At 41.7% G+C, this 12,602-nt stretch carries 9 protein-coding genes; 3 read left to right on the forward strand and 6 right to left on the reverse strand.

Features of this window, described 5'->3' with window-relative positions; translation table 11 throughout:
- Positions 1–101 precede the first annotated feature (101 nt).
- From aspS to UYI_RS0117820, 3 genes are all read right to left on the reverse strand, one after another.
- Entirely contained in the window at positions 102–1,889 is a 1,788-nt protein-coding gene (gene aspS / locus UYI_RS0117810; protein WP_016868002.1) for an aspartate--tRNA ligase, read from the reverse strand.
- 298 nt (positions 1,890–2,187) lie between these two features.
- The gene (locus UYI_RS0117815) at positions 2,188–2,586 is read right to left on the reverse strand and encodes a hypothetical protein (RefSeq protein WP_016868003.1); all 399 of its coding nucleotides are present in this window, start codon (positions 2,584–2,586) and stop codon (positions 2,188–2,190) included.
- Positions 2,587–2,681: 95 nt separating this feature from the next.
- Positions 2,682–3,557 (reverse strand): zinc metalloprotease HtpX, encoded by an 876-nt coding sequence (locus UYI_RS0117820; RefSeq protein WP_016868004.1) that lies wholly within the window; start codon positions 3,555–3,557, stop codon positions 2,682–2,684.
- Between the two features lie 586 nt (positions 3,558–4,143).
- On the opposite strand from UYI_RS0117820, the gene UYI_RS0117825 reads away from it, so the two are divergent.
- Positions 4,144–4,998, forward strand: a complete 855-nt coding sequence (locus UYI_RS0117825; protein WP_016868005.1) for a hypothetical protein — start codon at positions 4,144–4,146, stop codon at positions 4,996–4,998.
- Here UYI_RS0117825 and UYI_RS0117830 read toward each other — a convergent pair.
- On the reverse strand, positions 4,990–5,208 hold the full coding sequence (locus UYI_RS0117830) for a hypothetical protein (RefSeq protein WP_016868006.1): 219 nt from the start codon (positions 5,206–5,208) through the stop codon (positions 4,990–4,992). The two genes, UYI_RS0117825 and UYI_RS0117830, sit on opposite strands and share 9 nt — an antisense overlap.
- 318 nt (positions 5,209–5,526) lie before the next feature.
- Positions 5,527–5,697 (reverse strand): photosystem II assembly protein Psb34, encoded by a 171-nt coding sequence (gene psb34 / locus UYI_RS36920; RefSeq protein ID WP_016868007.1) that lies wholly within the window; start codon positions 5,695–5,697, stop codon positions 5,527–5,529.
- Between the two features lie 277 nt (positions 5,698–5,974).
- Between psb34 and bchH the strand changes: the two genes are divergently transcribed.
- Positions 5,975–9,766 (forward strand): magnesium chelatase subunit H, encoded by a 3,792-nt coding sequence (gene bchH, locus UYI_RS0117840; protein ID WP_016868008.1) that lies wholly within the window; start codon positions 5,975–5,977, stop codon positions 9,764–9,766.
- Positions 9,767–10,599: 833 nt separating this feature from the next.
- Here bchH and UYI_RS38065 read toward each other — a convergent pair.
- The gene (locus tag UYI_RS38065) at positions 10,600–10,737 is read right to left on the reverse strand and encodes a hypothetical protein (RefSeq protein WP_009458242.1); all 138 of its coding nucleotides are present in this window, start codon (positions 10,735–10,737) and stop codon (positions 10,600–10,602) included.
- 465 nt (positions 10,738–11,202) lie between these two features.
- On the opposite strand from UYI_RS38065, the gene UYI_RS0117850 reads away from it, so the two are divergent.
- Entirely contained in the window at positions 11,203–12,582 is a 1,380-nt protein-coding gene (locus UYI_RS0117850) for a nicotinate phosphoribosyltransferase (RefSeq protein ID WP_016868009.1), read from the forward strand.
- Positions 12,583–12,602: the final 20 nt, after the last annotated feature.

Genomic DNA, 12,602 nt, shown 5'->3' on the forward strand with positions numbered 1-12,602 from the left:
GTAAACGGGGAGGGTTAGAGTGGGGTAAAACCAGGATTTATCAGCTATTTCAGACTTGGTTAGGGTGGGGTCTACTCTATTTAAGTACAAAGTGCTGTATGTCACGCTTTCGGCTTATAAGTCGAAGTTACGTGTAACTCCTTGAGTTGCTTGGCGTCTACACCCGAAGGCGCATCTGTCATTAAGCAACGTGCTTGCTGTGTCTTCGGAAACGCCATGACATCTCGAATTGATTCTTCTGCTGCTAACAACATCACCAATCGATCTAAACCGTAAGCAATACCACCATGAGGTGGCGTACCGTACTCAAATGCTTCTAAGAGAAAACCAAACTTATTTTGTGCTTCCTCACTAGAAAGTCCGATCGCATCAAAAACTTGTTGTTGAATTTCCCGTTGGTAAATCCGCAAGCTACCGCCGCCAACTTCAAAGCCGTTGAATACTAAATCATAAGCTTGGGCGCGTGCTGTTTTCAAGTCGTCCAAGTCATCAGGATGGGGTGCAGTGAACGGGTGATGGAGTGCTTCCAGGCGCTTTTCCTCTGCATTCCACTCAAACATCGGAAATTCTGTAATCCAGAGTAAATTGATTTTATCTGGATCGATGAGTCCGAATTCTCTGGCAATGACTTGCCGTAATCTATCTAGAGTTTTATTAACAGTAGCAGCGTCCCCAGCACCAAATAATAATAGATGACCGGGTTTTGCACCTGTGCGACGCAAAATTTCCTGTTTTTGTTCCTCTGTGAGGTTATCTTTAATCGCGCCAATTGTGTCGATTTCGCCGTTATCTCTGACACGGATGTAAGCCAAACCTTTGGCACCAGCTTCACTAGCTTCTTTGAATAAATCGCCACCTGGTTTAATCCGCACATTAGAAATCGCTTCGTTACCATTGGCAATGGGCAGAATCTTGACGATCCCACCACTAGTGACAGCATCCCGAAAAACTTTGAAACCACAGTCTTTGATCACATCAGAGACATTTACTAATTCCAATCCATAACGGGTGTCAGGCTTATCACTACCGTAGCGTTCCATTGCCTCAGCGTAGGTAAGACGCGGGAAGGGACGTTGTAACTCAATGCCTTTAATTGTTTTAAAGACATGACAAACTAAATTTTCATTGAGTTCGATAATTTCTTCTTGGGACATGAAACTCATTTCCATGTCCAACTGCGTAAATTCTGGCTGTCTATCGGCACGCAAATCTTCATCGCGGAAGCAACGGGCAATTTGATAGTATCTGTCAAAGCCGGATACCATCAACAACTGTTTAAATAATTGCGGAGATTGGGGTAAAGCAAACCACTCACCAGGGTTGACACGACTGGGAACTAAATAATCCCGCGCACCTTCTGGGGTGGAACGTGTAAGTATAGGGGTTTCAACTTCTACAAAACCTTCTACATCTTCCAAATAGCGACGCATCGCTTTCACTACTTGATAGCGCAATTGTAAATTACGCGTCATTTGGGGGCGTCGCAAATCTAAGTAACGATACTTCAACCGTAAGTCTTCTCGTACTGGATCTGTCTCGCTGCTAGAAACCTGAAAGGGTAATTGCTTACGCACAGCGTTAAGCAACTCTATGTTATCTGCGTAAATTTCAATTTCACCTGTAGGTATGCGGCTATTGAGAGATTCCTCTGGACGTTGCGATACCCTACCTGTGACTTTAATGACGTACTCATTGCGTAAGGCATTCGCTTGTTCATAGGAATCTGGGGTACGTTGTGGATCGCTGACGATTTGCACAATCCCAGAGCGATCGCGTAAATCTAAAAATATCACACCCCCATGATCGCGGCGACGGTCTACCCACCCGTACAAGGTGACAATCTCTCCAATATGTTTTGTTCGGAGTTCGCCGCAATAGTAAGTTCGCATAGTTGTTAGTTCTTAGTTACCAAGCTAGACAAAATTAAGTAAAAGTCAAACCTTCTAATTATCTAGCATCATTTGCGATTGTTGTGATTCCGGTAAAAAAAAGATGAAATTATTTGACAAAACTAGGGGCAGGTTTTCCAACCCGCCCCTCAAGGGTAACAAATACTTACTAGATATAGGGCGATCAAACAGACTAGCTACAAAATTGCATGTAACCAAACTCTGCGTCCCTTTGCGTTCTCCTTTGCGATCCTTTGCGTTTCAAAACACTACAAATTAGTACAAACCAGTACTAATATTAGGAACGCGGGGCATTAAAAGCATCCCAAGCAGCTTTGGCAGCATCTTGACAGCGAGAGCCGAATTGTTCTACTTGTTTGAGCAATAAATGCCAGTTTTTCTCAGCTTCTTGCTGCAATACCAGCCAAGAATGTTCAATGCGATCGCGCTCAATCAGTTTATCACCCTCAATAGCTTGACGCGCCTGACGTACCGCATTCAGATAAGTTTCGCGAGTGAGAGTTCCTGCTGATTCTGCCTCCGCTTGGGCGCGTCTTTTGATTGCTTCTATTAACGCTTTGGTTTCAGACTTAACTTCGTCAGTCTCACCAGCCATTTCACTTTCTACTATTTCATTGGTTTGAGAACTGACTTGCACAACAACCAAGTTTTCTTCATTGTTAGGATTATAAGTCATTTGCGTTTCTCCTTTATGTATAGATTGGGAGATGGGGAGATGGGGAGTACAGACGCGAGGAACATCGCGTCTCTACCCACTCACCCTTGAGTGATCTAAAAGACTCTTTGTGGTGAATTTTGTTCTTGTTCTAATCTCAGTAATGCTTCCACTCGTGCTTCTGTGGGTGGGTGACTAGAGAACAAACTACTCATAAACTGCCCTGAGAAGGCATTTGTAATCAATAGGGGTTCAAAAGCAGGGTTAGCATTGAGAGGTATTTGTCGCGCCGTTGCATCTAAACGTTGCAGCGCCCGGGCTAAAGCGCGGGGATTGCCTGTAATTCTGGCAGAACCAGCATCTGCTGCAAATTCTCGGGTGCGGGAGATAGCCAACTGGATAACTGTTGCGGCAATTGGGGCAAGAATTACTGTTAATAGTAAACCCAAAGGATTAGGCCCGTTGCGATCATCCCGTGAGTAGGGTGAAAACCAAAGCCCGTAACTTAGCATTTGAGCTAAGAAAGAAATTGCACCTGCGATCGTTGCAGCAACGGCTTGGGTGAGAGTGTCACGGTTAGCAATGTGAGTGAGTTCGTGAGCAATCACACCTTCTAGTTCGTCTTCTGGTAGTATCTGCAAAATACCTTCAGTGACAGCAACGGCTGAGTGTTGTGGATCGCGCCCTGTAGCAAAGGCGTTAGGATTTTGGGAAGGAACAATATATATACTAGGCATTGGCAGATTAGCCCGTTGGGATAATCTTTCTACCATCGCATACAGCCCTGGTGCTGCTTGTGGTGATACAGGTTGAGCGCGATAAGCTGCTAACGCAATTTTATCTGATTGATACCAGGAAAATAAGTTGGTAACTGCTGCTATAACAATACCTACAATTACACCTGTACTACCACCAATTACCCAATAACTAATTGTGATTAAAAGACCGCTTAATAAAGCAAGCAAAGCGGCTGTTTTTACCTGGTTTATCATAGTTATTTACTCTTGCTTACAACTACATAACATTAGCTCGAGCCGCAATTTGATCTTATCGATCTCCACACAGATTTTTCAGGTAGAAATATAGCTCCTCTTATGTACGGTTTTCTCTCCCATTGTTAAGGAATGTTGAGGAATTTATACTGCTTTTGATATACAGCAATTTATGTATATATTTCAAAGCAAATGAAGATAATATTTTTCAACAGAACGCATCTATCAAAAGTAATAAAATTGATAAAATGCTTATTATAATGTGACGCTTGGCACAAGTAACTGCATAGCTTTGCAAAATATCATGAGGTGTAATTGCGCTTTAATAATAGTATCGGTAGAATTTCTGGAAAACCAAATATGGTCATTAACAATACTTCAAAAGATTAGTAATCTATCACACCAGTTTTGCATGATTAGCCGAGAGAATATTAAAAGGTAAAAGTTAGGGGTAAACAGTTGGAGTTTCTACTTTTTCTCTTACCCTTTACCATCCGGTTACTCGAAGTTGATACAAATGTTTTCTAGTATACAAATTTTGAGTAATTTTACTCTATAGCACTCTTCTTCTATTAAGGATAACCCCATGAGGGAAAATACGAAAAACATTGGAGTTTTGCACAAAGTTGGAAAAACTTTGCACGAATTGGCAGAGTTCATTTTTAATCCTTGGTTAAATAGCGCATCTGTTCACCCCTTAGAACGAAGATTACAACTATTAGAACGCCGGGTATATCAGGGAATGCTAGATAAGGAAGAGTCTCAAGACTTAGTGATGCATGACTTGCAGCAACAGATAGATTGTTTGCAAGAAAGTACAAATTCTCGGCTAGAAAACATAATTAAATACGAACTGCGTGATCAAGTACTAGAAGTGCTGAAAGAACAGGCGCATATCATTAACCAAATCATTAAACCAGCTGTTGAAGATGTAATCTATGAATTAGAGCATAAAAAGCAGTATTCTCAACCCAGTATCAATACTGCTGAAATTCAAAAAAAACAAGACAAACTCCGTCAGTCTTTGGCACATATTGAAAATTTGAATGCATCTATTCCCCATATAGAAGCACAAAGAGCAGCCTGTATTGAAGCGGGAAGATGGCTACTATCTCGGCGATTAGAATTGGCGCAAGCAGTAACAAGTAAATTATTGAGTCCACAGCATCCGCAAGCAGAAGAGTTTTGCCGAAATATCTGCAAATATATCAAACTACTTGGCTGCTGCATGGAAAACGAGATTGAACCACGTCTTTTGTATAAAAAAGTCATTACTCATCAACAGCCACCAGTTCAGACATATGTGAAAGCATTTCAACTCATTAAAACCAAATACATCAATGATTGGGAATTTTCACACCAAGTATCAAGTCAAGCCGCAGAAGAATTAAGAGGTTACTTTAATTACTTACTTCACTATTTAATGACTGCCTTAGTCTGAATCAAGAGCATTCTTGATTTCTGTCTCAATCACAGCAATAACTCGCTGTTTATAATTCTCTGCCTGCAACAAAATATTCACTGTATTCTCAATTAACTTGCCTTGTCGCCAGCATTGCTCCTCCTCTAACTGCATTGCAAGATTTTGCAGCACCTGAATCATAGCAGTATTATGTTCTTGAACACGCTGGTTTAAAAATAGATGTTTCATACAGCAAGTGAGAGTTAGCACGTTTCATATTTCTCTAGGTTAGGCATGAAACCAGGAAGATAAAGATAAAAATTTTCTGATCCGTTTGAATATTTATAATTTTGCGTAGGCTGGTAATTGGTAATTGGTAATTGGTAATTGGTAATTGGTAATTGGTAATTGGTAATTTATTTTCTGTTTTCTCCCTTGTCCTCCTTGTCCCCTGGTTTTCTGTTCCCTTTTCCCTGCACATACTCAAAAAAACCTCGGCTATCAACCGAGGGAATTAGGAGAAATTGCGATGTTGATGGGAGATACCGATACCGAAATCAGAAAATTTTAGCTCACCGCAAAAGCAAGCAACACTAAAGCGGTAACTAATATAGTTGCAACTACGCCTTGGAAAACGTATCGACGTTGTTGCCAAATTGCAGGGTACTCAGCGTAGTACATCTGGGGTTCAGTTGCGTAGTTATTCAAAATACCTTCTTCATTAACTGTGGTGTACATAGCTTGTTTTTTATTTATTTAGTAATGTAAATAAATATAACTATTTTGTTACAAAAGATCAACAGGACTTGACATTGAAAGGCTGATAGCCGTGATAAGAGCGACTTATCAATAATTTTTCGGATGCTTGACAACAAAAGGATTTTTTGCATCTAAACGTGAGTATTTGGAGTGGTATTGCCAAAAAAAAGAGCAATAAAGCTGAAGTCAGTTATTTACTTTATATTGAGCAGCAAGATTAAAATCGAGATGAAGAAACATTTCGTAGCTCAAGGACATGAAACGCATCGTCTTGGTAGCAGGGTTTGAATCTTTCAACGCCGACTTGTATCGCAAAGCGGCTGATATGGCGATCGCTAGTTGTCCAGAGTTGGATATCAGAGTTTTTAGCGATCGCGACATTACCAGTAAGCGCCAAGAAGTAGAAGCAGCACTTGCTGGTGCTGACGTATTTTTTGGTAGCTTGCTGTTTGATTACGATCAGGTGTTATGGTTACGCGATCGCATTGCGAATATTCCCATCCGCCTTGTTTTTGAGTCTGCATTGGAATTGATGAGTTTTACCAAGTTGGGTGCGTTTGCCATTGGTGACAAACCCAAAGGTATGCCCAAACCAGTAAAATTCATTCTCGACAAATTTAGCCAAGGACGAGAAGAAGATAGACTCGCTGGTTACATCAGCTTTTTGAAAATCGGGCCAAAACTGTTAAAGTTTGTACCAGTACAGAAAGTCCAAGACTTACGCAACTGGCTAATTATCTATGGTTACTGGAACGCAGGTGGACCGGAAAACGTTGCTGCCTTATTTTGGACACTAGCAGAAAAATACTTGGGGTTAAAAGTTGGTGAGATTCCCCCACCCATCGAAACCCCGAACATGGGATTACTCCACCCGGATTATCAGGGATATTTTGCATCTCCCCGTGAGTATTTGGAGTGGTATTGCAAAAGACAAGGGGAACTTCCCGATGGGGCAGTGGGGAGATTGGGAGATGGGGAGAAATCTTTCTGCCAATCTCCCCATCCCCCCATTGCCCCCCAACCCCACAAAGTGGGGACCCCTAGCCCCCCATCACCGCATCTTCCTATAGTCGGAATTCTCCTCTATCGCAAACATGTCATCACCAAACAACCCTACATAAATCAACTAATTCGCCGTTTTGAGGAAGGTGGATTAATCCCCTTACCCATATTTATCAACGGTGTAGAAGGACACGTCGCTGTCCGTGACTGGATGACAAGTGATTACGAAACTCAGCAACGTCAACAAGGTAATATCGAAACTTCATCTTTGTCTTCAGAAGCAGTTAAAGTGGATGCGATCGTCTCGACAATCGGTTTTCCTTTGGTGGGTGGCCCTGCTGGTTCAATGGAAGCTGGACGGCAAGTCGAAGTAGCAAAACGTATCCTTAACGCTAAGAATGTTCCGTATATCGTTGCTGCACCTCTATTAATTCAAGATATTTATTCCTGGACACGTCAAGGGATAGGTGGACTGCAAAGTGTAGTTTTATACGCTCTCCCAGAACTAGATGGAGCGATCGACACTGTTCCCCTTGGTGGTTTGGTGGGAGAAAACATCTATCTGGTTCCCGAAAGAGTACAACGCTTAATTGGCAGAGTTAAAAGCTGGATTAAACTGCGGCAAAAACCTGCATCTGCAAGAAAAATAGCCATTATTCTTTATGGATTCCCACCTGGTTATGGTGCAGTGGGAACTGCTGCCTTATTGAATGTACCTCGCAGTCTGCTGAAATTTCTGCAAGCGCTTAAAGACCAAGGTTACAGCGTCGGAGATTTGCCAGCAGATGGAGAAGAATTGATTTGGCAGGTGAAAGAAGCAGATGAAGCTTTTGATGATGCGGAGAATTCTTTTATCACCCTATCCCGTCCCCATGTCCCCACCTCTGTTAACGCTCAAACCCTAGCAAAATGGTTGGGATATCTCCGCACTTCCCGAATTGAAAAGCAATGGAAATCTCTTACGGGTACTGGAATTAAAACCTATGGCGATGAATTTCATATTGGCGGTGTGCAATTAGGAAATGTCTGGATTGGTGTCCAACCACCCTTGGGGATACAAGGCGATCCGATGCGGTTAATGTTTGAACGAGATTTAACGCCTCATCCTCAGTATGCTGCTTTCTACAAATGGCTGCAAAATGAGTTCCAAGCTGATGCTGTGGTTCACTTTGGTATGCACGGCACGGTGGAATGGTTGCCGGGTTCGCCTTTGGGCAATACGGGATATTCTTGGTCAGATATTTTGTTGGGAGATTTGCCTAATTTATATATATATGCAGCAAATAATCCTTCAGAATCGATTTTGGCGAAGCGTCGCGGTTATGGGGTATTAATTTCTCACAATGTACCACCTTATGGTCGTGCAGGTTTATATAAGGAATTGGTGGTATTGCGGGATTTGATTGCGGAGTATCGCGAAGATCCACAGAAGAATTATGCTCTTAAGGAAGCGATTTGTAAAAAGGTTGTTGATACTGGTTTAGATGCAGATTGTCCGTTTGAGGATGCGAAACGTCTAGGAATTCCTTTTACGCCAGAGAATGTGCGGATGTTTAGTGCCCATGCTTTTAATGATTATCTGGTGAAGTTGTACGAGTATTTACAAGTTTTGGAGAGTAGGTTGTTTTCTTCTGGGTTGCATACGTTGGGAGAAGCGCCGGGTGAGGAGGAGATGGCGGCTTATTTGGAGGCGTATTTTGGGAATGAACCGCCAAGACGCCAAGGACGCCAAGAGGAAGAGTTACAGATTAGAGATTTATTAGAAAGAAGTACTGATGAGTTGACGAATTTGTTGCGGGGTTTGAATGGGGAGTATATTCCGCCTGCGCCTGGTGGTGATTTGTTACGGGATGGTCCTGGTGTGTTGCCTACGGGCAGGAATATTCATGCTTTAGATCCTTATAGGATGCCTTCGCCGGCAGCGTATGAGAGAGGAAGGGAAATTGGTCAAAAGATTATTGCCCAGCATTTGCAAGAACACGGGAAATATCCGGAGACTGTGGCGGTGATGTTGTGGGGATTGGATGCGATTAAAACTAAGGGTGAATCTCTGGGGATTTTGTTGGAGTTGGTGGGGGCGGAACCTGTGAAAGAGGGTACAGGGCGGATTGTGCGTTATGAGTTGAAGCCTTTGGCAGAGGTGGGACATCCCCGAATTGATGTGTTGGGGAATTTGTCGGGGATTTTCCGCGATAGTTTTGTGAATGTGATTGAGTTGTTGGATGATTTATTTCAACGGGCAGCCCAGGTGGATGAACCGGAAGACCAGAATTTTATTAGAAAACATGCTTTGGCTTTGCAGGCGCACGGTGTGGAGAATGCTTGGGCAAGGTTATTTTCTAACCCGGCGGGTGATTTTGGTTCAATGGTGAATGAGCGTGTGACGGATGGTAACTGGGAATCTGGCGACGAGTTGGCAAATACTTGGCAAAGTCGCAATGTGTTTAGTTATGGCAGGCAAGATCGGGGACAAGCAAGGCCCCAAGTGCTGACACAGTTGTTAAAAACGAGCGATCGCATTGTGCAAGAAATTGATTCGGTAGAATATGGTTTAACTGACATTCAGGAATATTACGCCAATACGGGCGGTTTGAAAAAGGCGGCGGAAAAAGTCGGTGGTAAGAAAGTTACAGCTAGTTTTGTAGAAAGTTTCTCGAAAGATACCACACCCCGCAAGTTAGATGATTTGTTGCGGATGGAGTATCGTACCAAGTTGCTTAACCCCAAATGGGCAGAAGCAATGGTCAATCAGGGTTCTGGTGGTGCGTTTGAAGTTTCCCAACGGATGACAGCGTTAATTGGTTGGGGCGGTACTACGGATTTTATTGATGATTGGGTATACGATCAGGCAGCAGATACGTATGCTTTAGACCCAGAAATGGCAGAGAAATTGCGAAAAGCCAATCCGGAAGCTTTTAGAAATATCGTGGGTAGGATGTTGGAAGCACACGGGCGGGGTTTTTGGCAAGCTAGCGAGGACAAGTTACAAAAGTTACGGGAATTGTATGAGTTAACAGATGAAGAGTTAGAAGGAGTAACGGTGTGAACCTCTACAACACTTGAGTAGAGATATCTATTTATTGCATATTAGTTAAACAATCATCTCTTGCACAGATTTAAAGGCGCTAAGAAACACCTAGCGCCTTTCTTAATTAGGTTGCAAAATAACAAGTTTTTAAAAAAAATTTGTACTTTATACTACAATTACGAGGTTTTATTTCACAATAAAAATATGCAGCATATATAAAAAATAGAGTTGTTGTCAAAGTAACTTTGGCAAGCGAGGGAAAGTAAACGGTGAAAGAGAAACGAATTATTATTCTCTCAACTATTCCCTATTAAACTTTCTCTGGTATATATGTTGCATGATCGACGCAGGAGTTGTGCTGTTTGTCCTGTTTATCGCTTCCCAAAGGAGAACGGCGTCAGGGTAGCGAGCGATCGCGTAGATTAAAATAAGAACAACTAGTTAACACAACCGATTAATTTACTATTTTTTTGCGGTGTGTGGAGATGCAATTGGAAAGGTTTAAAGACTTTTGTCAATATCTTTTCCTTTCCCCTAAGTCAGTTTGTGGTGCAGGGTTTTTGCCGTTTCCCCTGCTTTACAGTCACCAGGGGGATGCTAAAACATCCATCAGAACAGCCTGAGGTTTCTGACACTGTTAAGATAAAACTGAAGAATCGGGATGTTGTTGCTTTTTAACAAAATTTTCGTAAGTTGATAAAAATTTATCCCGCTTGTATAGATTTGTTTGCAAGCGGGTTATTTATCTTTAGGACTAATACATAAAAAATCGGTGAATAAAAATCATATCCACCGATTTTGAATTGAATGACTCATCTTATATCTTTTATCGATCACTGATTAATTTTTGCTTATTCAGAATAAACATCTCCTGTGTAGGGTTGGACGCCAATATTGGGATAAGCATCGTCATTAGGGCCAAATATCCGTACCGCAGCTTCAGTAATATAGCGAGTGACACTAGCGATGAGATTCGAGATAGCCCTCATAATTAGACTCCCTCTTTTTTATTAGTTTTATAGGAATATCTATACTCTAAGTCTATAATTTTTGATTTAGTTTCATCTTCAACATATTGATATTTATGGCAATGTTACTTGATAAATGTTTGCAGAGCTTCAGCTTAGGGAATAGTAATACTGTTTAGTTTGAGTCTGACTGTAAATAAAATTGTTGATGAAATTCTATCTTTATAGTATCTGTCTTGAAAATAGGTGTAAGGGTGTAGGAGGAGTTAAATTTTCATGTTTGGTTGTGTACCAATGTTCATGAATGGCTAGCTTATTATTGATTATAACCATTAAAATAATTTAATTTTTAACAAAAAATATATGATTATTCTTGTAAAAGTTCTATATATAGTCTTTTCGGGACGTTACATTTCTAGACATTGACAATATTTATAGTGAAAATTACCATAAAATGAATAAGCATCCTCAAAGGGAGGCGATCGCATGACGTGTCACCCAGGAATATTGAACCAGGAGTTAATTCCGCGTGCAGAAGATTACAGCCTATTGACAGACCTTTACCAGTTGACAATGGCAGCTTGTTACACTGGTGAAGGTATAGAACAACGAAGAGCCAGCTTTGAGTTATTTGTCAGAAAATTACCAGAAGGTTTTGGCTATTTGATTGCAATGGGGCTAGCCCAAGCGCTGGAATATTTAGAAAAATTTCGCTTTACTCCTGCCCATATAGAAGCTTTGCAATCTACAGGAATTTTTGCTCATGCACCAAAACAGTTTTGGTCACTGTTAGAATCAGGAGGTTTTCGCGGGGATGTGTGGGCTGTACCAGAAGGCACAGCAGTATTTGCTAATCAACCACTGTTGCGGGTAGAAGCACCATTGTGGCAAGCGCAACTGGTAGAAACTTATTTACTTAATACCCTCAATTACCAGACATTGATTGCAACACGCGCAGCCAGAATGCGCGATGTGGCAGGTGAACAAGCAAATCTGCTGGAATTTGGTACTAGAAGGGCATTCAGTCCCCAAGGGGCGCTATGGGCGGCGCGGGCAGCGTTAGCGGCTGGGTTTGATGCCACATCAAACGTATTAGCAGCGCTACAACTGGGTGAGAAACCCAGTGGTACAATGGCCCACGCTTTAGTGATGGCACTAACGGCAACTGAAGGTAGCGAAGATCAAGCTTTTGCTGCATTTCAAGAGTATTTTCCAGGTGCAACCTTATTAATTGATACTTACGATACCATTGCTGCTGCCGAACGATTAGCTCTTAAAGTCAACTCTGAAAACATCAAATTGACAGGGGTGAGGCTAGACTCTGGTGATTTGGTGACATTATCAAAAAAAGCGCGATCGCTTCTACCAGGTGTATCAATAGTTGCTAGTGGGGACTTAGATGAGCAAGAAATTTTTTCCCTAAAAAATGCAGGTGCTGAGATTGATAGTTATGGCGTCGGAACCCGACTAGTAACAGGAAAACCTGTAAATGGAGTTTATAAATTAGTAGAAATTGATGGCATTCCGGTAATGAAAGAATCGAGTGGCAAGATGACTTATCCGGGACGCAAACAAGTTTTCCGTTCATTCATAGAAGGTAAGTTGAAAACAGATTGTTTAGGATTAGCAGATGAAAATAATCTGGAAGGATTACCTTTATTGCAACTATTTATGCAACAAGGTAAACGGATGCAACCACCAGAAACATTAGCAACCATTCGTCAGCGTACCACCGCTTCTGTAGCGAGTTTACCCCAACAAACTCGATATATAGAAAATCCTATACCAGTGGCAATGGAAATCTCTGATAAATTACATAAATTAACTGAGGAAACCAAGAAAAAACCAGCATTAGTTAGTAGTTAGTAACCAATTACCAATTACCA

The sequence above is a fragment of the Fischerella muscicola PCC 7414 genome (genome assembly GCF_000317205.1).
Classification (GTDB): domain Bacteria; phylum Cyanobacteriota; class Cyanobacteriia; order Cyanobacteriales; family Nostocaceae; genus Fischerella; species Fischerella muscicola.